We start from the raw sequence: 23,543 nt of genomic DNA on the forward strand, positions 1-23,543 counted from the left end.
CCGAGCAGGTCCTACCACGGAACTGCTGGTGGAGTGGTCAGCCCTCGACCGTGATGCCCATGGAACGCGCGGTGCCGGCGATGATCTTCTCGGCGGCGTCCAGGTCGTTCGCGTTGAGGTCGGGCAGCTTGGTCGTGGCGATCTCGCGGACCTGGTCGCGCGTAAGCTTCGCGACCTTGGTCTTGTGCGGCTCGCCGGAGCCCTTCTCCACACCCGCGGCCTTGAGGATCATGCGGGAGGCCGGCGGGGTCTTGGTGATGAAGGTGAAGGAGCGGTCCTCGTAGACCGTGATCTCCACCGGGATCACCCAGCCACGCTGCGACTCGGTGGCCGCGTTGTAGGCCTTGCAGAACTCCATGATGTTCACGCCGTGCTGGCCCAGTGCCGGGCCCACCGGCGGGGCCGGGTTGGCCGCACCAGCGTTGATCTGGAGCTTGATAAGCCCCGTGACCTTCTTCTTCTTGGGAGGCATGTGCTCTCTCCGGGTCCTAGTGAGAGTTTTCCTGCCTGCGAGCAGGCATACCGCACCACGATAGCGGGTATCGTGCCGAGCCCTGAAACCGGGCAGGTCAGACAACCCCTCCCGCACCGCGCGCGACCCCCGCCACTGGCATTTCCCGGGCACCGGACGGCGGCCCGCCGGCCGTCGCCGGACACGGAAGAGCCCCCGTCCCGGCGGGTGACCGCGGGCGGGGGCGCTTCGGTGGTTCGGGACCTGCTAGTTCTTCTGGATCTGGTCGAAGCTGAGCTCGACCGGCGTCTCGCGGCCGAAGATCTCCACGAGGCCCTTGACCTTCTTCGAGTCCGGGTTGATCTCGTTGATCGTGGCCTGCAGCGTCGCGAACGGGCCGTCGGTGACCGTGACCGAGTCGCCGACCTCGAAGTCCAGCACCTGGACCTCGACCTTGCGCTTCGGTACGGCACCGCCCTCGCCGCCCTCGGCAGCGGCGGCGGCCTGCTCCTCGACCTCCGGGGCCAGCATCTTGGTGACCTCGTCCAGCGTCAGCGGGTACGGGTCGTAGGCGTTGCCGACGAAGCCGGTGACACCGGGGGTGTTGCGGACGACGCCCCAGGACTCGTTCGTCAGGTCCATGCGCACCAGCACGTAGCCGGGCAGCTTGTTCTGACGGACGGTGCGGCGGTCGCCGTTCTTGATCTGGACGACCTCTTCCTGGGGCACCTCGGCCTGGTAGATGTAGTCCTCGACGTTCAGCGAGACGGCGCGCTGCTCCAGGTTGGACTTCACGCGGTTCTCGTAACCGGCGTAGGTGTGGATCACGTACCACTCGCCGGGGAGGACGCGCAGCTCCTCGCGGAACGCGGCGACCGGGTCCACCGGGGCCTGCTCCTCCGCCGCTTCCTCACCTGTTGCCTCGTCGGCCTCGTCCGCCTCGGCCTCGTCCACCTCGTCCTCGTCGACGACCTGGACGGCAGCCTGCTCGGCGGGCTCGCCGGCGGCCTCGTCTGCAGCCTCCGCCTGGTCGATGTCGCCGTCGGCTGCCTCGACGATGTCGAGCGCGGTGTCGTCGCCCTCGACGGTCTCGTCGGCGTCGTACAGGTTCGGGTCAGACACGGTCGCTGCTTCTTCCTTCACGATGTGGAACAGGCGGTCGGGCGCCGCGGGCGCCCTCCGCGGGAGGAATCACCCGAAGACGTACGAGACGCCCTTGTTGAATCCCCAGTCAATCACGGTAACGAGCGCGATGATGACCACAACGAAGACAATCACCACGCTGGTGTACGTCATGAGCTCGCTGCGCGTGGGCCAGACGACCTTGCGGAGCTCCGCGACGATCTGGCGGTAGAAGAGCGCGAGGCGCGCGAGGGGCCCCTTCTTGCCGCGCTTGCCGCCGCGGCGGGGCTTCTTGGAGGTGGCGTCCGCGGATTCACTGTCGGGACGACCACTTTCAGGCGTCGCGGTGGAGCCCAGGGCTTCCGTCACTCGTCCTCACCTGAATCCGGGTCGTTGCCGAAACAATCCTCAAAGCGTCTGCCTGCTTGTAGCAGGGCCGGAGGGACTCGAACCCCCAACCGCTGGTTTTGGAGACCAGTGCTCTACCAATTGAGCTACGACCCTTTGAGTGCCCCCCAACGTACCGCATCCGAGCGGCTGCACGATGTGCGCAGCCAAGATCAGCTCGCGGGGGCCATCGACGGATGAGTGTACGTGTTCGCGGGCCGGGCGTCGAATGCGTCGCGTGTCCGGGCGCGGTTCGGAGCGGTTGCGCGCGGTTCTGCCCGGAACGTGAACTCGTGTGCTCCGGTGCCGCCGGGTCTGCGACGATGCAGACATGACCGCTGCAACTGAACGACGCGTGTCGGCCCGCATCGGGTCGATCTCCGAGTCCGCGACGCTCGCCGTGGACGCGAAGGCCAAGGCCCTCAAGGCCGCCGGGCGACCGGTCATCGGCTTCGGAGCCGGCGAGCCCGACTTCCCGACGCCCGACTACATCGTCGAGGCGGCCGTGGAGGCGTGCCGCAATCCGAAGTTCCACCGCTACACGCCGGCCGGCGGCCTGCCGGAGCTGAAGGCCGCGATCGCCGCCAAGACGCTGCGCGACTCCGGCTACGAGGTCGACGCCTCCCAGATCCTGGTCACCAACGGCGGCAAGCAGGCCATCTACGAGGCCTTCGCCGCCATCCTCGACCCGGGTGACGAGGTCATCGTCCCGGCGCCGTACTGGACGACCTACCCCGAGTCGATCCGGCTGGCCGGCGGTGTCCCGGTGGAGGTGGTCGCCGACGAGACCACCGGCTACCGGGTCTCCGTCGAGCAGCTGGAGGCCGCCCGCACGGAGAAGACCAAGGTCGTGCTCTTCGTGTCGCCGTCCAACCCGACCGGCGCCGTCTACACCGAGGCCGAGACCGAGGCGATCGGCCGCTGGGCCGTCGACAACGGCCTGTGGGTGCTGACGGACGAGATCTACGAGCACCTGGTCTACGGGGACGCCGCCGCGGTCTCGCTGCCGGCGCTCTTCCCCGAGCTGCGCGACAAGTGCGTCGTGGTCAACGGCGTCGCCAAGACCTACGCCATGACCGGCTGGCGCGTGGGGTGGATCATCGGCCCCAAGGACGTCGTCAAGGCCGCCACCAACCTCCAGTCGCACGCGACCTCCAATGTGAGCAACGTCGCGCAGGTCGCCGCCCTGGCCGCCGTCTCCGGTGACCTGGTGGCCGTGGCCGAGATGCGGAAGGCCTTCGACCGGCGCCGCCAGACCGTCGTGCGGATGCTCAACGAGATCCCCGGTGTCGTCTGCCCCGAGCCGGAGGGCGCGTTCTACGCGTACCCGTCGGTCAAGGCGCTGCTCGGCAAGGAGATCCGCGGCAAGCGGCCGCAGAGCTCCGTGGAGCTCGCCGAGCTGATCCTGGAGGAGGCCGAGGTCGCCGTCGTCCCGGGCGAGGCCTTCGGGACCCCCGGCTACCTGCGCCTGTCGTACGCCCTCGGTGACGAGGACCTCGTCGAAGGCGTCTCCCGGATGCAGAAGCTGCTGGGCGAGGCCAAGGCCTGAGCCCGGGCCCAACCCGTCCCGCGGGCCCCTGACCTGGCGGTCAGGGGCCCGCGTGTGTGTGCGGGCAAGCCCTCGTTCGGGGAAAGCGGCCGAAAGCGGTACCGGCACCCCCCACCGGTGCGGCAGGATCTGTGGATGGCACGCGATGTATCCCTCCTCCCCAAGGCGCACCTCCACCTGCACTTCACCGGCTCGATGCGGCCCGCGACCCTGCTGGAGCTCGCCGACAAGTACGGTGTGCACCTCCCCGAGGCGCTGACCTCGGGCGAACCGCCCAGTCTGCGCGCGACCGACGAGCGCGGCTGGTTCCGCTTCCAGCGCCTGTACGACATCGCGCGTTCCGTGCTCCGCTCCCCCGACGACATCCGGCGTCTGGTCCGCGAGGCCGCCGAGGAGGACGCCCGCGACGGGTCGGGGTGGCTGGAGATACAGGTCGACCCCACCTCGTACGCACCTCGCCTGGGCGGCCTGATCCCGGCCATGGAGATCATCCTGGACGCGGTGGAGACCGCCTCCCGGGAGACGGGCGTGGGCATGGCCGTCCTCGTCGCCGCCAACCGCACCAAGCACCCGCTGGAGGCCCGTACGCTGGCCCGCCTCGCGGTGCGCTACACCGACCACGGGGTGGTCGGCTTCGGGCTCTCCAACGACGAGCGCCGCGGCCTGGCCCGGGACTTCGACCGGGCGTTCGCCATCGCCCGGGAGGGCGGGCTGCTGGCGGCGCCGCACGGCGGCGAGCTGGCGGGCGCGGGCAGCGTCCGCGACTGCCTGGACGACCTGCACGCCGGCCGGGTCGGGCACGGCGTGCGGGCGGCCGAGGACCCGCGGCTGATGGCCCGGCTCGCCGAGCGCGGGGTCACGTGCGAGGTCTGCCCGTCGTCCAACGTGGCCCTCGGCGTCTACGACCGGCCCGAGCAGGTGCCGCTGCGCACCCTCTTCGACGCCGGCGTGCCGATGGCGCTGGGCGCCGACGACCCGTTGCTGTTCGGTTCGCGGCTCGCCGCGCAGTACACGCTCGCCCGGGAGGCCCACGGCTTCACGGACGAGGAGCTGGCGGAGCTGGCCCGGCAGTCGGTACGCGGCTCCGCGGCCCCCGAGGGCGTGCGGACCAAGCTCCTGGCGGGGATCGACGACTGGCTCGGCGGCTGATCGATCGGGACCGGGACGGAGCGGGCGACGGCGGCCGGGCCGCCGTCGCGCACCCGCGGCCGGTGGATCAGAGGCTCACGCCGACCGTCACCGGCTCGTTGACCAGCGTGATCCCGAAGGCCGCGTGGACGCCCCCGATGACCTCGCGGGCGAGCGCGAGCAGGTCGGCGGTCGTCGCCCCGCCCCGGTTGGTGAGGGCCAGGGTGTGCTTGGTGGAGATCCGCGCGGGGCCGGTGCCGTAGCCCTTGGTGAAGCCCGCCTTGTCGATCAGCCAGGCGGCGGAGGTCTTGGTGCGGCCGTCGCCCGCGGGGTAGGCGGGGGGCGCGGCGTCCGGGCCGAGCCGGTCGTGGACGCGGGTCAGGAAGTCCGCCCAACCGGCCTCGGTGAGGACCGGGTTGGTGAAGAAGGAGCCCGCCGACCAGGTGTCGTGGTCCTCGGGGTCCAGCACCATGCCCTTGCCCGAGCGCAGCTTGAGCACCGTCTCGCGGGCGGTGTCCAGCGGCACCCGGTCGCCCGGGCCGGCGCCGAGGGCGCGGGCGACCTCGGCGTACTTGAGCGGGCCGGACATGCCGTCGGCGTCCTCCAGGCGGAAGCGCACCCGCAGCACGACGTAGCGGGCGGGGTCGGCCTTGAAGCGGCTGTGCCGGTAGGAGAAGGCGCACCCGGCGTTGTCCAGGACGACCGTCTCGCCGGTGGTCCGGTCGTACGCGATCACCTCGCTGATCGTGCCGGCGACCTCCTGGCCGTACGCGCCCACGTTCTGGATCGGCGTGGCCCCGGCGGAGCCCGGGATGCCGGCCAGGCACTCGACGCCGGCCAGGCCCGCCTCGACGGTGCGGGCGACGGCGTCCGTCCACACCTCGCCCGCCGCCAGCTCCAGCTCGGTGCCGTTCAGCTCGAAGCCGCGGGTGGCGATGCGCAGCGCGGTGCCGGCGAAGCCCTCGTCGGCGATCACCAGGTTGCTGCCGCCGCCGATGACCAGCAGCGGCGTCCCGGCCGCGTCCGCCTCCCGTACGGCCTCGACGACCTCGGCGTCCGTGGTCGCCGTCACCAGGCGCGTGGCGGGGCCGCCGAGGCGGAAGGTGGTCAGGGGCGCGAGCGGGGCGTCGTTGAGTACGTGCACGGCATTCAGGGTACGGGGCGGGCCGGCCGGGCCAGGGGCGCCGCCCGTCCCGTACGGGTCACAGCGCCTCGAGGACCGTCGCGTTGGCCAGCCCGCCCGCCTCGCACATGGTCTGCAGCGCGTAGCGCGCGCCCCGGGCCCGCATGGCGTGGACGAGGGTGGTCATCAGCCGGGTGCCGCTGGCGCCGAGCGGGTGGCCGAGCGCGATGGCGCCGCCGTTGACGTTGACCTTGGCGGGGTCGGCGCCGGTCTCCTGGAGCCAGGCGAGGACCACGCTGGCGAAGGCCTCGTTGACCTCGAACAGGTCGATGTCCGCGAGGTCCAGCCCGGCGCGGCGCAGCACGCGTTCGGTGGCCGGGACGACGCCGGTCAGCATCAGCAGGGGGTCGGAGCCGGTGACCGCGAAGCTGTGCAGCCGGGCGAGCGGGCGCAGGCCCAGGCGCTCGGCGGTCTCGCCGCTGGTGATCAATACGGCGGAGGCGCCGTCGTTGACCGGGCTGCTGTTGCCGGCCGTGACCGACCAGTCGATCTGCGGGTAGCGCTCGGCGTAGCCGGGGTCGGCGAAGGCGGGGCGCAGTCCGGCGAGGATCTCCGGGGTGGTCGTGGGGCGGACGGACTCGTCCGTGGTGAGCCCGGCGAGCGGCGCGACCTCCGCTTCGAAGGCGCCGGCCGACCACGCCGCGGCGGCCCTGCGGTGCGACTCGGCGGCGAAGTCGTCCATCGCCTCCCGGCTGAGCGACCACTTGGCGGCGATCAGCTCCGCGCTGATGCCCTGCGGCACGAGTCCGCCGGGGAAGCGTTCGGCGACGCCCGGGCCGAACGGGTCAGCGCCGGGCGGCACGTTGGACCACATGGGCACCCGGCTCATGGACTCCACGCCGCAGGCCACGACGACGTCGTAGGCGCCGGCGATGACGCCCTGCGCGGCGAAGTGCACGGCCTGCTGGGAGGAACCGCACTGCCGGTCGACCGTGGTGGCCGGGACGGAGTCGGGGAGGCCCGCCGAGAGCCAGGCCCAGCGGGTGGTGTTCATGGCCTGCTCGCCGACCTGGTCGACGGTGCCGCCGATGACGTCGTCGACGAGCGCCGGGTCGATCCCGCTGCGGCCGACGAGCTCCTTCAGGGTGTGCGCGAGCAGCTCCACCGGGTGCGTCCCGGCGAGCGCCCCACCCGGCTTGCCCTTGCCGATGGGGGTGCGGACGGCTTCCACGACGACGGCGTCGCGCATGGCGTTCTCGCCTCCTGTGAGGGGGGGTGTGCGGGGCGGTACCAGTTAGTTTGATTTTCCAACTCTCTGGTGGGGTGAAGGGTAGGGCGAGTTGGTTTGGAATCACAACCCGCTGTGTGAGACTGGTCCGGTGAGCCCGACCACACCTGTGCCCCCGCTGCCGGGACGCCCCTGCTCCGCCGCCGCGGCCCTGCACGTCGTCGGCGAGAAGTGGGCGCTGCTCGCGGTCCGGGAGATCCTCTACGGCAACCGGCGCTTCGACGCCGTCGCCCGCAACACCGGTGCCCCGCGCGACCGCCTCACCGCCCGGCTGCGCGCCCTGGAGGAGGCCGGCATCGTCGAACGGCGGCCCTACAGCGAGCGGCCGCCGCGGTACGAGTACCACCTGACGGAGGCGGGGCGCGATCTCGCGCCGGTCATCCGGGCGCTGGTTGCGTGGGGCGACAAGTGGGCGGTGGACGAGCCGCCCGTCGTCCTCCGGCACCGGGACGACCACCCCCTGGACGCGGTCGAGCACTGCGGCACGTGCGGGGAGGAACTCCACGACCGCGACCTCGCCCTCGACATCCGCAGCGAGGGCTGGACCACCGCGGGGCCGGCGGCGTCCGGCTGAATCGGGACGGGCGGCCCGTGCGGCGGGCGACCCGTGAGGCGGGGGGCCGGCAGGGCGGGTGCGCCGAGGTGACACACCCACCCCCGGGCGATGCACCGTCAGGGCGTCGCGTCGACCAGCGGCTCGACCGGCGCCGGGGCCGCCTCGGCGTCCGCCGCGGCAGCCGCCTTCGCGGCGCGCCGGGACGGGACGAGGAGCGCCGCGAGCGCGCCGACCGCGACGGCGGCCGCGCCCACCCAGAGAGCCGGGGTGAGGCCGTCGACGAACCGCGTCCCGGACTCGTAGCCGCCCTGGGCGGAGAAGACCGCCGCGAGCGTCGCGACGCCGAGGGCCCCGCCGACCTCGCGCAGGGCGTTGTTGGCGCCCGAGGCGATCCCCTGCTCCTCCGGCCGCACGCTGCCCATGACGATGTTGGCGCTCGGGGCGAAGTACATCGCCATCCCGACACCGCTCACGATCAGCGCCGGCACCTGCGCCGCGTACGACATGCCCGGCTCGACGACCAGCGCGAACCAGCCGAGGCCGACCGCCTGCAGGGCGAGTCCGGCGGCGACCACCGGCCGGCCGCCGACGCGGTCGGAGAGGAGGCCCGCGATGGGCGCGACGATCATCGGCATGCCGGTCCAGGGCAGCATGCGCAGCCCCGCCTCCGTCGGGGAGTAGCCCGCTACCCCCTGGAGGAACTGGCTGAGCAGGAAGATCGAGCCGAACATGCCGAGGAACATCAGCAGGCTGGCCGCGTTGATGGCGGCGAAGGCCCGGCTGCGGAAGAGCCGCATCGGCAGGATCGGGTTGCGGGCCCGCATCCCGTGCCGGACGAAGGCCGCCAGCAGCACACCGCCGCCGATGAGGCCGCCGAGGACCGGGCCGCTGGTCCAGCCGTCGGCGTTGCCGCGGACGAGGGCGTAGACGATGCCGAACAGGCCCACGCTGGCGAGCACCGTGCCGGTCGCGTCGAGCCGCGGGTCGGGGCCGCGGCTCTCGGCGAGCCGCAACCGGGCGAGGGGCAGCAGGAGAAGACCGATCGGGACGTTCAGCCAGAAGATCCACTGCCAGGAGATGTGCTCGGTGAGCGAGCCGCCGATCAGCGGTCCGGCGGCAACCGCGAGGCCGTTGACGGCTCCCCAGATGCCGAACACCATGCCGCGCCGCTCGGGCGGGACGGTGGCGGAGAGCAGGGTGAGGGTGAGGGGCATCAGGATCGCGGCGCCAACGCCCTGGACGGCGCGGGCGGCGATGAGTTCGCCCATGCCGGGGGCGAGCGCGGCGGCGGCCGAGGCCGCGGAGAAGACGCCGAGGCCCACGAGGAACATGCGGCGGCGGCCGAAGCGGTCGCCCATGGCGGCGCCGAACATCAGGAGGACGGCGAAGGTGAGCGTGTAGGCGCTCACCGTCCACTCCAGGTCCTCCAGCGCCCCGCCGAGGTCCGCGCGGATGGAGGGCAGCGCCGTGGTGACGACGAGGTTGTCGAGCGCCGCCATGAACCCGGCGACGCTGGTGATGACGAGGGCCCAGACGACGCTGCCGCGCCTGGCCTCCGTCGGGTGCTGTGCCATGAACTCCCCCACCTGATTAGTAATTGATCAATAACTTTCATGGACATGGGTGGGCTCCGGAAGGACCCGCGCGACCCGTCAGCCCTTCTCCGGGAAGCGGTCCGCGTAGAGGCCGTCGATCCCGGCCCAGCTGCGCTCGTGCTGTGGGACACCGAGCGCCACCAGTACGTTCACGAGCATCCCCGTGCCGAAGAACTCCGCCGCGTCGCGGTCGCCCACCCCGGTACGCGTCGTGATGTAGTCCCACAGGCCCAGCCAGCCGCGCCGGCAGGCCTCGCGGATCTCCTCGTCGTCGACGGCGGCCACGTACATCTGCAGCTGCATCCGCAGGACGTCGCCGCTCCCGACGAGCTCCCGGTACGAACCGCACATCGCCTCGTACGCCGCCTCCCCCTCCAGCCCCTCGGCCGCCTTTTCGAAGTGCGCCTCGATCGTCTCGACGCACCGTGCCGCGGCGGTCAGGAACAGCGCCTTCTTGTTGGGGAAGAGCCGGAAGAGGTACGGCTGCGACACTCCCATGCGCTTGGCGATGACGCCGGTGGAGGTGCCGTTGTAGCCACCCCTGCCGAACTCCGTCATCGCCGCGCGGACCGCCGCCTCGCGGCGCTCCTCCGCGCTCATCCGCATCCCGTCGCCTGCCATACGAAGTAAGTTATCAGTCAATAACAAGCCAGGACAAGAGGAAGGCGGCGGGAACGCCCGCCGCCTTCTCCTCACGGCCACAGGAGCCTGACCACCGCACGAGGCCTACCTCACGAGGCCTACCCCGCGGGCCCTGCCGCTCGGGCCCTGCCGCGCGGGCTACGCGAGCCGGACCACCGCACGGGACATGCCCAGCACCTTCTGGCCGGCGCTGACGGCCGTCACGTCCACCCGGACCGTGCGCTCGTCGTCGTCCAGCTTGGCCGCGACCTTGGCGCTGACCTCGATCAGCGCACCCGTGCCGTCGTTCGGCACCACGACCGGTTTGGTGAAGCGCACGCCGTACTCCACGACCGCGCCCGGGTCGCCGGCCCAGTCCGTCACCACACGGACCGCCGAGGCCATGGTGAACATGCCGTGCGCGATGACGTCCGGCAGGCCGACCTCCTTGGCGAACTTCTCGTTCCAGTGGATCGGGTTGAAGTCACCGGAGGCGCCGGCATACCGCACGAGCGTGGCACGGTCCACCGGGAAGGAGCCGCCCGGCAGTTCGGTGCCGACCTCGACCTCGTCGTAGGAGATCTTCGCCGTCATCGGTTCACTCACCCTCCGGCGCGCGCGCCACCAGTTTCATCAGCGCCGTCACCACGTGCTCGCCGCTCTCGTCGTGGACCTCGCCGCGGACGTCCAGGACGTCGTTGCCCGCGAGCGACTTGATGGCATCGATGGCGACCGTCACCGAGAGGCGGTCTCCGGCCCGGACGGGCCGGGTGTAGCTGAACTTCTGGTCGCCGTGCACCACACGGTCGTAGTCCAGTCCCAGCTCCGGGTCGAGGACGACCTGCCCCGAGGCCTTGAACGTGATCACGAACGGGAAGGTCGGCGGCGCGATCACGTCCGGGTGGCCCAGCGCCTTGGCGGCGTCGGGGTCGGTGTAGGCCGGGTTCGGGTCACCGACGGCCTCGGCGAACTCGCGGATCTTCTCCCGGCCCACCTCGTACGGAGCGGTGGGCGGATACGTCCGCCCCACGAAGGACTGGTCCAGCGCCATCGGCACCTCCGGAACTCGGTCTGCGCGTCGGCGGGTCCGCCAACGCCAAGAGGCCGCCCCCGGTGACAGGGGCGGCCTCTTTGGGTCTTACGGCCTGGGTCAGCGCGTCTCGCGGTGCGCGGTGTGCGCGTTGCAGCGCGGGCAGTGCTTCTTCATCTCAAGACGGTCCGGGTCGTTGCGCCGGTTCTTCTTGGTGATGTAGTTCCGCTCCTTGCACTCCACGCAGGCCAGCGTGATCTTCGGGCGGACGTCGGTGGCGGCCACGTGAGTGCTCCTTGACGAACGGCAATAAGGTTTGAACACGGAAAGAGTAGCCGATTGAAGGACCGATCCCACAATCGGCTACGCGGGGTAGCGGCGACCGGACTTGAACCGGTGACACAGCGATTATGAGCCGCTTGCTCTACCGACTGAGCTACGCCGCTTCGATGAAGAGATCACCCGCCGGGTGGCGGGTCATCCGATCACCAGAGCCCCAATACGGAATCGAACCGTAGACCTTCTCCTTACCATGGAGACGCTCTGCCGACTGAGCTATTGGGGCGAGCGAGGAAGACATTACACGGTCCGCCGCCGAAGGTGAAATCCGTATCTTGCGGACGGTCGCGGGACCACCTCCCACCTCCGCCGCCCCAGCCGCTCGGCCCCATACGTCACTTGACGTCACCAGTACGACTATTCGCTCTTCCCGGACGTACCGGGCGGCGCGCCCTAGGCTCGGAACCGCGTGATCTTGCCTCCGGCCCCGAGGAGCGCGATGACCGACAGCCAGCCGCAGCAGCCCACCGACCCGCCGCTCGGCGAAGCCGCCCCAGCCCCCGCCCTCCTGCTCTGCGGTGCCCGCCTCGCCGACGGACGCACCGTCGACGTCCGCCTGGCCGGAGCGCGCATCGAGGCCGTCGGCACCGCCGGCAGCCTCCACGAGGGCACCCGGGTCGACCTGGGCGGCTACCTCCTGCTGCCCGCACCCGCAGAACCCCACGCCCACCTCGACACCGCCCTGACCGCCGGCTCCGCCGGCCCTCCCTCGTACGACGCCGAGGACGTGCAGCGCAGGGTCACCGAGGGCGCCCTCCACCAGCTCGGCCACGGGGCGACCGCGGTCCGCACCCACATCCGCATCGGCGACGTCCAGGGGCTGCGCGCCCTGGAGGCCGCGCTGCAGGCCCGGCGCGCGCTGCGCGGCCTGGTCGACGTGCAGACCGTGGCCGTGCCCCGGGTCCTTTCCGGGCCCGCCGGCGCGGACGGCCTCGCCGTGCTCCGCGACGCCCTCAAGATGGGCGCAGACGTGGTGGGCGGCTGCCCCGACCTCGACCCCGACCCGGCCGGCTACGCGGAGGCCGTGCTCGGCGTCGCCGCCGAGTTCGGCCTCCCCGTCGACCTGCACACCGACGCCGCCGACCCGGCCCGGCTCTCCCGGCTCGCCGCGATGGCAGGGGGGCTGCGCCCCGGCGTCGCCCTCGGCCCCTGCGGGGGCCTGGCCCGGCTGCCGTACGACACCACCGTCCGGCTCGCCGGACAGCTCGCCGCCGCCGGGGTCTCGCTGACCGCCCTCCCCCAGGGCGCCTGCGGCGCGCTGGAGTCGGTGCGTCGGGGCAGCACCGCGCCGGTGCGCACGCTGCGTGCGGCCGGCGTCCGGATCGCCGCGGGCAGCGGCGCCCTGCGCGACCTGACCAACCCCGTCGGCCGCGGCGACCCCCTGGAGGCCGCCTTCCTGCTCGCCTCGCACGGCGAGTGCGCCCCCGGCGAGGCGTACGAGGCGGTCAGCAGGGAGGCCCGTGCCGTCATGGGGCTGCCCGAGGTGCGGGTGGAGGCGGGCTTCCCCGCCGAACTGCTCGCGGTGCGGGCCGACCGGCTGGAGAGCGCGCTGTCGCTCGCGTACAGCCGGATCGTCATCCACCGGGGGCGGGTCGTCTCCCGGACCAGCGCGGTACGCGAGTACACCGACACCCTCGCGCTCGACCTGCCGCGTCAGTCGAGGAGTCGCCGTGACCCGGCATGAACGGCACGCCGGGCGTAGCGTCGGTGGCATGCGCACTGTGATCGCTGGTGGACATGGACAGATCGCGCTGCGGCTGGAACGCCTGCTCGCCGCGCGCGAGGACGAGGTGGCAGGCATCATCCGCAGGCCGGAACAGGCCGGTGACCTGCGCGAGGCCGGCGCCGAGCCGATCGTGCTCGACCTGGAGTCGGCGTCGGTGGACGAGGTGGCCCGGGCGCTGTCCGGTGCCGGCGCGGTCGTCTTCGCGGCGGGCGCGGGGCCGGGCAGCGGCCTCGCGCGCAAGGAGACCGTGGACCGGGACGCCGCCGTACTGCTGGCGGACGCGGCGGAACGCGCGGGCGTACGCCGTTACCTGATGGTCTCCGCGATGGGGGCCGACGCCGATCCACGCCCCGGCACGGACGAGGTCTTCGCCGCCTATCTGCGGGCCAAGGGCGCCGCCGACGCCGAGGTGCGCCGGCGCACCGGGCTGGAGTGGACGATCGTGCGCCCCGGCCGTCTGACCGACGACCCCGGCACGGGGCGGGTCCGGCTCGCCGCCTCGACCGGGCGCGGTTCAGTGACGCGCGACGACGTCGCGGCGGTCCTCGCGGAGTTGCTGGAGACCCCTTCGACGGCCGGGCTCACGCTGGAACTGATCGAGGGTCACACCCCGGTGTCGGTCGCGGTGAAGGACGTCGCCGGCAACTGAACCGGGCCCGCGGCGGGCGGCCTCCCCCCGTGGCCCCGATTCCGCGCGGCGCGGATGCGGGCACGGGCGGGCGGGTAGAGGGGGGAACGGCCGAGATGCGATCAGCCCGGCTCTGGGCTGCACTTGATCGTATCGGGACGGCCGGCGCCATCCCCCGACGTCACGGAGACATCATGCCGATGAAACCCCCGGCACCCCCGTTCACCCGCGAGACCGCGATCGAGAAGGTCCGCCTCGCGGAGGACGCCTGGAACAGCCGCGACCCCGAGAAGGTGTCCCTCGCCTACACGCCGGACAGCCGGTGGCGGAACCGCGGCGAGTTCGTCCACGGGCGGGAGGAGATCGTCGCCTTCCTCACCCGCAAGTGGACGAGGGAGCAGGAGTACCGGCTCATCAAGGAACTGTGGGCCTTCGACGGCAACCGCATCGCGGTCCGCTTCGCCTACGAGTGCCGCGACGACTCCGGCAACTGGTACCGCTCCTACGGCAACGAGAACTGGGAGTTCGACGACGAGGGCCTGATGCGCGTGCGGCTGGCCAGCATCAACGACACCCCCATCGCCGAGTCGGAGCGCAGGTACCACTGGCCGCTGGGGCGGCGGCCCGACGATCACCCGGGTCTGTCCGACCTCGGGTTCTGAGCGGCCCGCGCCTGCTGCCGCAACTCCACCCGGGCCGCGGGCGAGCGGCCCGGGCCGGTGTGCCAGTACGGGTGCCAGAACAGCCGGCAGGACAGCCACAGCAGGCGTCGTCTCAGGATCGCCGCGTGGGCCGGCTCCGCGGCGAGCTGCGCGTAGGTGAGGTGCCATTCGCGCTGCGCCTGCACCAGATCGGGCGGGAACACGGTGTTGGCCATGCCGTTATTCAATCACGTGTTCGATTTTCTCGGCACGCCCCCACGCATCACTCGTAGGGGTGAGCTTGCGACGGGGGCACCCCCGTGTCCCACCGGCGCCGGACGTGCCACGACCCCGGGGCTCCCCCGCGCCCCGGGGTCGTACGGATGCGTGCCGCCGGTACGGGGACCGGCCTAGAGGTTCAGGACGACCAGCGCCCCCACGCCGCCGAGAGCGAGCGCGACGACCGCGTCGGCCCAGCCGCCCCTCCCCCAGCGGAACCAGCGGTCCAGCGCGAGCCGCCCGGGGCCGATGGCGGCGACGCCCAGGGCCACGACGACGATCGCCAGGTTGTACTCGATGCCGCCCTGCTCGTCCCACAGCCCGCGGGCACCGGTCACGGTGACCATGGCGTTGATCATGACGCCGATCAGCGCCGCGGCGGCGAGCGGGGTGAACAGCCCGAGGGCCAGACCCACGCCGCCCAGGAACTCCGAGGCCCCGCCGATGGCTGCGTAGACCTTGCCCGGCGAGAAGCCCAGCTGCTCGAAGCCCTTCCCGGTGCTGGTGAGCCCCTGGCCGCCGAACCACCCGAAGAGCTTCTGCAGCCCGTGCCCCGCCATCAGGACGCCGAAGGTGAGCCGGATCAGCAGCAGGCCGCAGTCGCCGGCGGTCACCCGCGGCTGCGGCGGCACGGCGTCCTCGGTCTGCGGCGGGACGCGCAATCGCTCAGCTATGTAGTTCATGGGGAACCCTCTTCCGCCCCCGGGGCACCGGCGGGCGGTGCCGGCCGATCCCCGGGGACCAGCGGAGCGTGTCGGTGCAGTGATCGCGGATCACACGCACATCCCTCCTCCCTTTCCAGGAGTGCGCGACGGTGTGCCGCTTTCAACCACTTTCCCCTCTTTCGTACATCTCATCCCGAAATATCGGAAGTGCTGAGTAGTACCCGGGGACCGCGCCGCGCGGGGCCCGGTCGTGCGGGGGCGTCCGGGCGCGGGAAGCGGAAGCAGGGGCCGAGCGGATCGCGGCCGGGTGGTGCTCGCCGGCGGCCCGCTGACTGGAGTGGACGGCGCCGGCGCTCCGCGCCCGAATGCGGGCGATCCGGCCGTCGGGGAGGCCGGGACCACGGGCCCGGCCGGCCCCGGAGCGACCGCCGGCCGCCGGCCGCCACCGTAGGACTGTGGCCTCAACTCTCTCCGCTGCAAACGAATTTGTCCGGCCGTGCAACCCTCCGCGCAGATTCGGGAGTACCTACGAACGGACGTCCAACGTGGCGGCCGCCGCATCCGGTGGTCACCGCGGGCCGGCGCGCGGGCCCACCGCGCCGGCCGCCAAGGACCGCCCGGCGCCGTGCCGGGCGGCAGCTTCGAAGGAGAAATGCTCCGTGGCTCTCAGTTTTGCCAGGAAGGCGGGCATCGCGACCGCCGCGGCCGTCGCCATCGGCGCGGTGTCCCTCGGCGCCACCGCGGTGGCGGCGCCGTCGGGCCCGGCGGCCCAGGCGGCCCCGGCCGCGCAGCGGGCCGGCGCACCCGCCGCCGTACCCGCCGCGGCGGTCGCCGCGCCGAAGAAGCAGGCGTCCCCGGTCGTCACGCAGCTGATCGGCAAGGGCCGGGTGGACGGCAAGCTCTGGTCGGTGGCGCTGGAGTTCCACAAGACGCTGCCGGAGGGCTACGAGCTGCCGACCGCGCCCGACGGCACGCCCGCGTCCGGCACCGCACTGCTGTGCCAGCGCATGTACATCGACGGGGTGCGCATCGACCACCAGGGCGGCCCCTGGTCCGACTGCCAGCCCGTCACCGGCGCCCACGACCCGGCCGGCTCCGGCGGCATGGGCCTGTGGGGCTTCCAGGACAAGGGCACCAGCGGCACCCGCCTCATGGTCTCCAACCCCGAAGCGGCCGTCGCGTACGGCGTCATCACCTTCAGCGACGGCACCCACCGGAAGGCCGCCACGGTCACCGTCCCCGGCACCGACTACAGCGCCTGGGCGATCGCCATACCCGACGGCAAGACCATCGACACCGTCGACCAGTACGACAAGCGCCACCACCGCCTCACCCACGACACCTACTGGCGCTGACCCCGGGAAGAAGGACGGGCACCTCCTGCCGTGCAGCAACGTGACGACCGAGCCGAGGACGACGGACCGGACGCGGAGTTCACCCGGTTCGTCGCCGCCCGCTGGCGCGCCCTGACCCACACGGCGTACCTGCTCACCGGGGACTTCCACGAAGCGGAAGACCTCGTGCAGTCGACGCTGGCCAAGGTCTACCCGCACTGGGGGCGGTTGCGGCCCGAGCACGCCGAGCACTACGTGCGGCGGGCGCTGGTCAACACCAACCGCAGCCGGTACCGCCGCCGCAGGATCGCCCACCTCCTCCTCCCGTCGCTGCCCGACACCCGCACCGTCCCCGAGGACGGTGCGGGTGTCGGGGCCGTGGACGGCTACGACGCCCTGGCCCGGCTGCTCGCCGGCCTGCCCGAGCGGCAGCGGGCGGTCGTCGTGCTGCGCTACTGCGAGGACCTGTCGGCGGAGGAAGTGGCGGACGTCCTCGGCTGCTCGGTCGGCACGGTGAAGAGCCAGGCCTCCCGGGCCCTGGACAAACTGCGCAACCGGACGACGCTCGCCCGCCTCCACCCGCCCAGCCGCCCCGCAGAGGCACGATGACTCCCGACCACGACCGACGACGCCCCGCCCAAGAGGACTGGCTGCGCGACGCCTTCGCCCGGTCGCGCGACACCTACCCCTCTTCCCAGGCCCCCGTGGACCGGATCCTCGCCACCGCGCGGGCCCGCAGGAAACGCCACCGCGCCGCCGCCGTGGTCGGCGCCGTGACCGGTGCGGCCTGCGTCCTCGCCGTCGCCCTGGCCCTCCCGTTCCACGGCCCCCGCCCCCCCGCCGGACCCGCGCAGCGTTCCTCGCCCGCGTCGAGTCCCACGGTCACCGCGAAGCCGGGACCCGTGACCGTAGCCGTGGGCGGCGGCACGACGGACGGCACTGCCTGGTCGGTGGCGCTGGAGTTCCACAAGACGTTGCCGGGAGGCTACGAACTCCCGACCGCACCCGACGGCACCCCCGCGTCCGGCACCGCACTGCTGTGCCAGCGCATGTACATCGGCGGCGTACGCATCGACCACCAGGGCGGACCCTGGTCCGACTGCCAGCCCGTCACCGGCGCCCACGACCCCGCCGGCTCCGGCGACACGGGCCTGTGGGGCCTGCACGACAAGGGCACCACCGGCACCCGCCTCATGGTCTCCAACCCCGAAGCCGCCGTCGACTACGGCATCGTCATCTTCAGCGACGGCACCAGCCTCAAAGCCCCCACCGTCACCGTCCCCGGCACCGACTACCGCGCCTGGGCGATCGCCATACCCGACGGCAGGACCATCGCCACCGTCGACCAGTACGACGGGCACCACCAACGCCTCACCCACGACACCTACTGGCGCTGACCCCGAAGCGCGCAGCCGGTGTCACATTCCGCTCGGCCGCCCTGTCCTCATGGACGAGGCACACCGGCCACGGAAGGTGGGGTTCCCCCGTCATGGGCGTCGAGCAGTCGCAGCGGGCCGAAGGCCGCATCCCCACGGACCACCCGGCCCGGTACCTGGCTCAACTGTGCACGCGGGCGGGCGTGACGGGCACCGCCGCGCAGCACGAGGACCACGCCGCGTGGTCCGACAGGCACGGGACCATCGAGGCCGAGGGCGGCCGGTGCACCCTGCAGGCCGGGCCCGGCTCGCTGACGCTCCACGTCGAAGCGGCGGACCGGGAAAGCCTCCGGCGCATCCAGCACCTGGTCGCCGGACGGCTGCGGGAGATCGGCGGCCCCGAGGCACCGGAGGTCACCTGGCAGCCGTCCGCAGCCGCCACGCCACGTCCGCGACGCGGGACGAAGCTCGGCATCGCGGCCGTCGTCGTCCTGGTCGTCGCCGCCCACCTGGGCCTCGGCGGCCTCCTGCTCACGTCCGGCCCCTGGAAGCACTGGGCCCTCGGCGCCCTCCTGGCCGTCCTCCTGGCCAAGGCCATCCACCTGCTCCGGCGTCGCGCCGGTCGCCGCGGCAAGGCCCGCCGGCACCGCTGATCCGCGGCAGCCGCCGTAGCCGGCGGCACACGTCACGGCCGGTCGCAGGAACGCCGCCCGCTCGCATCACGTCGAGATCGCCGGCTCCCGCCGACGGGCCTTGCGCGTCAGCGCCGGGCCCGTCGGCACGCGGGTGGGCTCAGCGTGAGGTGAACCGCCCGGCCTGGTCCTAGCGCACGTCGACGTAGTCGGACGCGCTGGTGGCCACGCCGGTCGTGGAGTTGCCGTAGTACACCCAGCGGTAGTAACCGTCGACCGAGGCGGTGACCGTGGTCTTCAGGCCCCCGGTGCTGCTGGTGGTGGCCTTCTTGACCGTCTTGAAGGTATCGCTGCCCTTGGCGCGGAACTGGAGGCTGACGGAACGGCCGCTGTAGGCGCCGTACTTCTTCGTGCTCCAGTTCGCCCGGGTCAGCTTGCCCGTGACGGTGATCGGCTTGCCCTTGGTGACCGGCTCCGGCGAGGCGTTGGTGGTGGCCTTGGCCGCGCGCTTGAGCTGGACGGTCGTGGACCGCGTCTCCCGCTCCGCGGCCTTCAGGCCGCCGCCGGCCTTCCACAGGCGCAGCGAGACGCCGACCTTCCAGGTCGTGGCGTCGCTGTTGGAGTCGACGTGCTCCTGGCTCGGGTCCGGGTCGATGTAGAGGTTGCCCTCGCAGCGAGCGTGCTTGGAGTCGATCTCGTAACAGGTGTAGCCGCCGGGCCCGATGAAGTTCTCCCCGCTGTCCGCCGCCGTGTTGATGCTCCCGCGGTAGAGGAAGGGGAAGGCGTCATAGCGGGAGGGGTCGGCGGTGCTGTACCCGGCAGGCAGCGCGATGTTGAACCGCATGGGCGGCTCCACCACCTTCGACGTGCCGACGACGATCGGCTTGCCGTTGTTGACGACGATGTTCGACACGGTGATGCCGGTGTCCGCCGCGTGAGCCGTCGGCGCGCTCAGCGCCGAGAGCCCCAGCGCCCCCACGAGCGTGGCCACCGCGGCGATTCGTCTGCCAGTTCTCATTCACACCTCTTCAGGAGAAGGCCGTTGGAAGAGGCGGCAGCCTATCTGACGAGTTCATGCCGTTCGTCCCGCCGACGTCGCGTCGTTGCCGATCACCGACGCTTCGGTCCGGTCGCAGGCATCCGGCGTCCTACTGCAGGTTCCAGCGGTGCGGATGTCCGGGGTCGGCGGGGCACTCGAAGATGTTGAGTTCACCGTCGCGGCCCACGCGGACCTTGGTGGGTGTGGCGAACGGGTGCGGGGAGAGGTCTTGCTCTTCGAGCGGTTTCCAACTGGCGCTACCGCCGTCCCACTCGGAGCTGTCGATGGTCAGCAGGAGTTCCATCGGCGTCGCACAGGTGAGACACACCATCGGTGACGGGTCGGTGACATGCCAGGACGCGAACCCACCGACGCGCCAGCCGGGTGGGATGGACACGTCGTACTGATAGCCGACCGGGTCGGCACCTTCTTCGGTGGCAGACTGCTCGGCCTCTTCTTCCGAGGCCTCTTCCCAGGCGTCGATCCGGGCGCACAGCTCTTCCGGGAGAAGACCGGCGAAGGGGTAGGTGACCACCTGTTCCGGGTGCAGGACACACGGCTCCGGGACGTATCCCTCAAAGCCGACGACCTGCGGCTGTGGTGGCAGGGCGAGCACCTCCCCTACCTCCGCGGACCTGCGCCAGCGCAGGTCGAGCAGCATGCCGTGCCGTCCCGGACCGTGTGCGTCGAAGGGGCACCAGAACACCTGGAGCAGGTCGCAGTCGTCCGGCCCGCCCAGGTCGGGTACGTCCCGCCGGAACAGCTGCGCCAGACCGATCAACGGCAGCGGGTCGGTCTCGGAGGCTTCCGCGATCCGGTGCGGGCGGCGCAACTCCTGCAGGAGGCCGCGTTCCTCGTCCGTCGGCCCCGGGGCCGCCCGGCGGGTCCACGCGGTGGTCAGGATCCGTCGTTCCCGGTGGATGTCCGCGGGGCGCCGGCCGCACCCACGGCCGTGAGCCTCGGTGCACACCGGCCACGGCTCGTCCGCCGGCCACAACATCGGACCGCCCACGGAACTCGCCGACACCTCTGGCCTGCCCGGCCGTGGGTGGAGCCGGGTGGTCGTGCCCCGGTGCGCGGCAAGTTCCGGGAAGAGCGCTTCGATATCGAGCGGGCGCGGCGGCGTAGTCCTCTTCATGCGGGCGACGATAGACATCGGACCCAGCATTCCGTCCAGGCCCCGTCCACGACCGCGGGGAGCGGGAGTGCGGGAGCGGACGGACAGACGGCAGCCCCCACCCGCCGGCGCAAACAAAACAGCCCCCGATCTGCGTTTCCGCAGCTCAGGGGCTGTGTTTCCACTGTGGCGGCGCCAGGATTCGAACCTGGGTAGGCTAAGCCGACGGATTTACAGTCCGCTCCCATTGGCCACTCGGGCACACCGCCTGGGAAGTGTCTCCGCGGGCCGCTTGTGTGCGGTCCCCGTGGCGACGTCGTAAACAATACCCGATGCGTGGGGGTGCTCCGCCACCCTATTGATCAGCGCTTCGGGCGGGTCCGGTGGCTAGGCTTGCGGGGGCGGCCCGGAGGCGGGTCGCGGACCCGACGGATCAGAGCCAAGGAGCCAACTGAAGATGGCCGACTCCAGTTTCGACATCGTCTCGAAGGTCGAGCGGCAGGAGGTCGACAACGCCCTCAACCAGGCCGCCAAGGAGATCTCGCAGCGCTACGACTTCAAGAACGTCGGCGCGTCGATCTCGTGGTCCGGGGACAAGATCCTGATGCAGGCCAACTCCGAGGAGCGGGTCAAGGCCATCCTGGACGTCTTCGAGACCAAGCTGGTCAAGCGGGGGATCTCGCTGAAGTCGCTGGACGCGGGCGAGCCCCAGCTGTCCGGCAAGGAGTACAAGATCTTCGCGACCATCGAGGAAGGCATCTCGCAGGAGAACGCCAAGAAGGTCGCCAAGATCATCCGCGATGAGGGGCCCAAGGGCATCAAGGCGCAGGTCCAGGGCGAGGAGCTGCGCGTGACGTCCAAGAGCCGGGACGACCTGCAGGCCGTCATCGCACTGCTGAAGGGCAAGGACCTCGACTTCGCGCTGCAGTTCGTGAACTACCGCTGAGCGAGGCCCTGCCGAGGCCCCGGCCGGGAGGAGGCGGCCGGGGCCTTCGCCACGCGCACGACGGGGCGCATTCGGAGGGTGCCGCCCGGGAAGCCGCCGCAGGTGCGTAATGTCTTCCTGTTAGGTCTCCCCAGGACCCCGCCCGTCGACGGCGGACCCGGGGCAGCGTCTCGAGGATGGAGCCGGGCATGCACAGCCGCACCGCTTTGGTCGAGGACCTGATGAGCCGCTTCCCGCACGTCCCCCGTGAGGCGGTCATCAAGGAGGACCTGCTGCGCGGCGGGATCGCGTTCGACGAGTCGGCGCTCAGCGGCAACGAGGACGGCGACGTCAAGCCGAAGTCGTACTTCATCTTCTCCTTCGACCACCGCACCCTCCCCGAGTTGGGCGCCGCCGCGCTGAAGCGGCCGCCGGAGGAGATCGTGCTCACCGGTGGGCCGTACGACCTGCGCCGCACGGTGGTGTCGGTGCGGGTGAACCCGGCCTCGCCGTACCGCGTGCGGGCGGGCGGGCGCGGGGTGCTCGGGCTCTACCTCGACGGGGTGCGCATCGCGGACGTCGGCCTGCCGCCGATGCCGGCGTACTACCGGCACACCCTGGAGAACGGGAAGTCGGTGATGGAGGTCGCGCCGACGATCCAGTGGGGCTACCTGATCTACCTGACGGTCTTCCGCGTGTGCCAGTACTTCGGCGCCAAGGAGGAGTGCCAGTACTGCGACATCAACCACAACTGGCGCCAGCACAAGGCGGCCGGCCGCCCCTACACGGGCGTGAAGCCGGTCGAGGAGGTGCTGGAGGCGCTGGAGATCATCGACAAGTACGACGAGACGAAGTCCTCCACCGCCTACACCCTGACCGGCGGGGCGATCACCTCCAAGGTCGCCGGGCGCGACGAGGCGGACTTCTACGGCCACTACGCGAAGGCCATCGAGGAGCGCTTCCCCGGCCGCTGGATCGGCAAGGTCGTCGCGCAGGCGCTGCCCAAGGAGGACGTGCAGCGCTTCAAGGACTACGGCGTGCAGATCTACCACCCCAACTACGAGGTGTGGGACCGCCGTCTGTTCGAGCTGTACTGCCCCGGCAAGGAGCGTTACGTCGGCCGGGACGAGTGGCACCGCCGCATCCTGGACTCGGCGGAGATCTTCGGCCCGCGCAACGTGATCCCCAACTTCGTGGCGGGCGTGGAGATGGCGGAGCCGTTCGGCTTCACCAGCGTCGGGGAGGCGATCGACTCCACGGCGGAGGGCCTGCGCTTCTTCATGTCGCGGGGCATCACGCCGCGTTTCACGACCTGGTGCCCGGAGCCGACGACCCCGCTGGGCAAGGCGAACCCCGAGGGCGCGCCGCTGGAGTACCACATCCGCCTGCTGGACGTGTACCGCTCGACGCTGGAGGAGTACGGGCTGAGCTCGCCGCCCGGGTACGGCCCGGCCGGTCCCGGCAACGCGGTGTTCTCGGTGAGCTCGTTCATGGACAGCCTGCCGGCGTCGGCGCCCGCCGGAGTGAGCTGAGTGCCGGGCCTGCTGATCGTGCATCACACGCCGTCGCCCAACCTGCAGGCGATGTTCGAGGCGGTGGTCGCGGGCGCGACCACCGACGAGATCGAGGGCGTGGACGTGGTACGGCGGCCCGCCCTCGCGGCGACCGCCTCCGACGTGCTCGCGGCGGACGGCTACCTGCTGGGCACGACGGCGAACCTCGGCTACATGTCGGGGGCGCTCAAGCACTTCTTCGACCAGGTCTACTACCCCTGCCTGGACAGCACGCGCGGCCGCCCGTTCGGCTTCTACGTGCACGGCGGCAACGACGTCACGGGGGCGGTGCGCGGGATCCGGTCGATCACCACGGGCCTGGGCTGGGAGCAGGCGGCGGCGGAGGTGACGGTCACCGGGGAGCCGTCCAAGGCCGATCTGCGGGCCTGCTGGGAACTGGGCGCGACGCTGGCCGCCGGCCTGGCGGAGTGACCGCACG

Annotated in this window: 27 protein-coding genes and 4 tRNA genes; 13 read left to right on the top strand and 18 right to left on the bottom strand. The window is 71.8% G+C overall.

Features of this window, described 5'->3' with window-relative positions:
• Nucleotides 1-37 precede the first annotated feature (37 nt).
• The 4 genes from rplK to ACFZAU_RS08075 form a co-directional block, all read right to left on the bottom strand.
• Nucleotides 38-472, bottom strand: a complete 435-nt coding sequence (rplK, locus tag ACFZAU_RS08060; protein WP_319135229.1) for a 50S ribosomal protein L11 — start codon at nt 470-472, stop codon at nt 38-40.
• A 246-nt stretch (nt 473-718) separates the two neighbouring features.
• Complete coding sequence (gene nusG / locus ACFZAU_RS08065; protein WP_499606436.1) at nt 719-1,573, bottom strand: transcription termination/antitermination protein NusG; 855 nt, start codon at nt 1,571-1,573, stop codon at nt 719-721.
• Between the two features lie 69 nt (nt 1,574-1,642).
• Nucleotides 1,643-1,942: a preprotein translocase subunit SecE gene (secE, locus tag ACFZAU_RS08070; RefSeq protein ID WP_499606435.1), complete on the bottom strand. Its 300-nt coding sequence runs from the start codon at nt 1,940-1,942 to the stop codon at nt 1,643-1,645.
• A gap of 62 nt (nt 1,943-2,004) precedes the next feature.
• A tRNA-Trp gene (locus tag ACFZAU_RS08075) sits at nt 2,005-2,077 on the bottom strand.
• A gap of 214 nt (nt 2,078-2,291) precedes the next feature.
• On the opposite strand from ACFZAU_RS08075, the gene ACFZAU_RS08080 reads away from it, so the two are divergent.
• Together ACFZAU_RS08080 and ACFZAU_RS08085 are read left to right on the top strand one after the other, a co-directional pair.
• The gene (locus tag ACFZAU_RS08080) at nt 2,292-3,509 is read left to right on the top strand and encodes a pyridoxal phosphate-dependent aminotransferase (RefSeq protein ID WP_499606434.1); all 1,218 of its coding nucleotides are present in this window, start codon (nt 2,292-2,294) and stop codon (nt 3,507-3,509) included.
• A 135-nt stretch (nt 3,510-3,644) separates the two neighbouring features.
• Nucleotides 3,645-4,658 carry an adenosine deaminase gene (locus tag ACFZAU_RS08085; RefSeq protein WP_500462461.1) on the top strand — a complete coding sequence of 338 codons (1,014 nt, stop codon included), beginning with the start codon at nt 3,645-3,647 and terminating at the stop codon, nt 4,656-4,658.
• Between the two features lie 67 nt (nt 4,659-4,725).
• On the opposite strand, the gene ACFZAU_RS08090 is transcribed toward ACFZAU_RS08085, so the two are convergent.
• Nucleotides 4,726-5,781, bottom strand: coding sequence for a UDP-N-acetylmuramate dehydrogenase (locus ACFZAU_RS08090; protein ID WP_500551493.1), 1,056 nt, complete (start codon nt 5,779-5,781; stop codon nt 4,726-4,728).
• 58 nt (nt 5,782-5,839) lie between these two features.
• Complete coding sequence (locus tag ACFZAU_RS08095; RefSeq protein WP_500551494.1) at nt 5,840-7,009, bottom strand: thiolase family protein; 1,170 nt, start codon at nt 7,007-7,009, stop codon at nt 5,840-5,842.
• A gap of 130 nt (nt 7,010-7,139) precedes the next feature.
• Here ACFZAU_RS08095 and ACFZAU_RS08100 point away from each other — a divergent pair, with 130 nt between their 5' ends.
• The gene (locus ACFZAU_RS08100) at nt 7,140-7,622 is read left to right on the top strand and encodes a winged helix-turn-helix transcriptional regulator (protein ID WP_500551495.1); all 483 of its coding nucleotides are present in this window, start codon (nt 7,140-7,142) and stop codon (nt 7,620-7,622) included.
• Between the two features lie 98 nt (nt 7,623-7,720).
• On the opposite strand, the gene ACFZAU_RS08105 is transcribed toward ACFZAU_RS08100, so the two are convergent.
• From ACFZAU_RS08105 to ACFZAU_RS08135, 7 genes are all read right to left on the bottom strand, one after another.
• Nucleotides 7,721-9,178: a DHA2 family efflux MFS transporter permease subunit gene (locus tag ACFZAU_RS08105; protein WP_500551496.1), complete on the bottom strand. Its 1,458-nt coding sequence runs from the start codon at nt 9,176-9,178 to the stop codon at nt 7,721-7,723.
• A 78-nt stretch (nt 9,179-9,256) separates the two neighbouring features.
• On the bottom strand, nt 9,257-9,820 hold the full coding sequence (locus ACFZAU_RS08110; RefSeq protein ID WP_500551497.1) for a TetR/AcrR family transcriptional regulator: 564 nt from the start codon (nt 9,818-9,820) through the stop codon (nt 9,257-9,259).
• 159 nt (nt 9,821-9,979) lie between these two features.
• Complete coding sequence (locus tag ACFZAU_RS08115; protein WP_500462456.1) at nt 9,980-10,414, bottom strand: MaoC family dehydratase; 435 nt, start codon at nt 10,412-10,414, stop codon at nt 9,980-9,982.
• A 4-nt stretch (nt 10,415-10,418) separates the two neighbouring features.
• The gene (locus ACFZAU_RS08120; protein WP_499606426.1) at nt 10,419-10,871 is read right to left on the bottom strand and encodes an FAS1-like dehydratase domain-containing protein; all 453 of its coding nucleotides are present in this window, start codon (nt 10,869-10,871) and stop codon (nt 10,419-10,421) included.
• Between the two features lie 99 nt (nt 10,872-10,970).
• Nucleotides 10,971-11,135, bottom strand: a complete 165-nt coding sequence (gene rpmG, locus ACFZAU_RS08125; RefSeq protein WP_004571794.1) for a 50S ribosomal protein L33 — start codon at nt 11,133-11,135, stop codon at nt 10,971-10,973.
• An 88-nt stretch (nt 11,136-11,223) separates the two neighbouring features.
• Nucleotides 11,224-11,296 (bottom strand) — tRNA-Met (locus ACFZAU_RS08130).
• Between the two features lie 46 nt (nt 11,297-11,342).
• Nucleotides 11,343-11,415 (bottom strand) — tRNA-Thr (locus tag ACFZAU_RS08135).
• A gap of 213 nt (nt 11,416-11,628) precedes the next feature.
• On the opposite strand from ACFZAU_RS08135, the gene ACFZAU_RS08140 reads away from it, so the two are divergent.
• From ACFZAU_RS08140 to ACFZAU_RS08150, 3 genes are all read left to right on the top strand, one after another.
• Entirely contained in the window at nt 11,629-12,873 is a 1,245-nt protein-coding gene (locus ACFZAU_RS08140) for an amidohydrolase family protein (RefSeq protein ID WP_500551498.1), read from the top strand.
• A 28-nt stretch (nt 12,874-12,901) separates the two neighbouring features.
• On the top strand, nt 12,902-13,564 hold the full coding sequence (locus tag ACFZAU_RS08145) for an NAD(P)H-binding protein (RefSeq protein ID WP_499606424.1): 663 nt from the start codon (nt 12,902-12,904) through the stop codon (nt 13,562-13,564).
• Between the two features lie 173 nt (nt 13,565-13,737).
• Nucleotides 13,738-14,205, top strand: a complete 468-nt coding sequence (locus ACFZAU_RS08150) for a nuclear transport factor 2 family protein (RefSeq protein ID WP_500551499.1) — start codon at nt 13,738-13,740, stop codon at nt 14,203-14,205.
• Here the strand turns inward: ACFZAU_RS08150 and ACFZAU_RS08155 are convergent.
• Together ACFZAU_RS08155 and ACFZAU_RS08160 are read right to left on the bottom strand one after the other, a co-directional pair.
• Complete coding sequence (locus ACFZAU_RS08155; RefSeq protein ID WP_500462452.1) at nt 14,175-14,420, bottom strand: DUF8825 domain-containing protein; 246 nt, start codon at nt 14,418-14,420, stop codon at nt 14,175-14,177. The two genes, ACFZAU_RS08150 and ACFZAU_RS08155, sit on opposite strands and share 31 nt — an antisense overlap.
• A gap of 174 nt (nt 14,421-14,594) precedes the next feature.
• Nucleotides 14,595-15,146 (bottom strand): DoxX family protein, encoded by a 552-nt coding sequence (locus tag ACFZAU_RS08160; RefSeq protein ID WP_499606421.1) that lies wholly within the window; start codon nt 15,144-15,146, stop codon nt 14,595-14,597.
• Nucleotides 15,147-15,787: 641 nt separating this feature from the next.
• Between ACFZAU_RS08160 and ACFZAU_RS08165 the strand changes: the two genes are divergently transcribed.
• The 4 genes from ACFZAU_RS08165 (at nt 15,788) to ACFZAU_RS08180 (ending at nt 18,491) form a co-directional block, all read left to right on the top strand.
• Nucleotides 15,788-16,483 (top strand): hypothetical protein, encoded by a 696-nt coding sequence (locus ACFZAU_RS08165; protein WP_500551500.1) that lies wholly within the window; start codon nt 15,788-15,790, stop codon nt 16,481-16,483.
• Between the two features lie 30 nt (nt 16,484-16,513).
• Nucleotides 16,514-17,071 (top strand): SigE family RNA polymerase sigma factor, encoded by a 558-nt coding sequence (locus ACFZAU_RS08170; protein ID WP_500462450.1) that lies wholly within the window; start codon nt 16,514-16,516, stop codon nt 17,069-17,071.
• Entirely contained in the window at nt 17,068-17,859 is a 792-nt protein-coding gene (locus tag ACFZAU_RS08175) for a hypothetical protein (RefSeq protein WP_500551501.1), read from the top strand. Before ACFZAU_RS08170 ends, ACFZAU_RS08175 begins: the two co-directional genes overlap by 4 nt.
• A gap of 92 nt (nt 17,860-17,951) precedes the next feature.
• A complete protein-coding gene (locus tag ACFZAU_RS08180) occupies nt 17,952-18,491 on the top strand; it encodes a DUF2218 domain-containing protein (RefSeq protein ID WP_500551502.1) in 540 nt (179 codons plus the stop codon).
• A gap of 169 nt (nt 18,492-18,660) precedes the next feature.
• Here ACFZAU_RS08180 and ACFZAU_RS08185 read toward each other — a convergent pair whose 3' ends face one another.
• The 3 genes from ACFZAU_RS08185 to ACFZAU_RS08195 all read right to left on the bottom strand — a co-directional run bounded on the left by ACFZAU_RS08185 (nt 18,661) and on the right by ACFZAU_RS08195 (nt 20,895).
• Nucleotides 18,661-19,488, bottom strand: a complete 828-nt coding sequence (locus ACFZAU_RS08185) for a hypothetical protein (protein WP_500551503.1) — start codon at nt 19,486-19,488, stop codon at nt 18,661-18,663.
• A gap of 130 nt (nt 19,489-19,618) precedes the next feature.
• On the bottom strand, nt 19,619-20,647 hold the full coding sequence (locus ACFZAU_RS08190) for a hypothetical protein (RefSeq protein ID WP_500551504.1): 1,029 nt from the start codon (nt 20,645-20,647) through the stop codon (nt 19,619-19,621).
• Between the two features lie 166 nt (nt 20,648-20,813).
• Nucleotides 20,814-20,895, bottom strand: a tRNA-Tyr gene (locus ACFZAU_RS08195).
• Between the two features lie 188 nt (nt 20,896-21,083).
• Between ACFZAU_RS08195 and ACFZAU_RS08200 the strand changes: the two genes are divergently transcribed.
• From ACFZAU_RS08200 to ACFZAU_RS08210, 3 genes are all read left to right on the top strand, one after another.
• A complete protein-coding gene (locus ACFZAU_RS08200) occupies nt 21,084-21,572 on the top strand; it encodes a YajQ family cyclic di-GMP-binding protein (protein ID WP_018558836.1) in 489 nt (162 codons plus the stop codon).
• A 188-nt stretch (nt 21,573-21,760) separates the two neighbouring features.
• Complete coding sequence (locus ACFZAU_RS08205; RefSeq protein WP_499606413.1) at nt 21,761-23,083, top strand: radical SAM protein; 1,323 nt, start codon at nt 21,761-21,763, stop codon at nt 23,081-23,083.
• On the top strand, nt 23,084-23,536 hold the full coding sequence (locus tag ACFZAU_RS08210; protein WP_500551505.1) for a flavodoxin family protein: 453 nt from the start codon (nt 23,084-23,086) through the stop codon (nt 23,534-23,536).
• The last annotated feature ends 7 nt before the right edge of the window (nt 23,537-23,543 follow it).

The sequence above is a fragment of the Streptomyces sp. NPDC008238 genome, from assembly GCF_042956445.1.
Classification (GTDB): domain Bacteria; phylum Actinomycetota; class Actinomycetes; order Streptomycetales; family Streptomycetaceae; genus Actinacidiphila.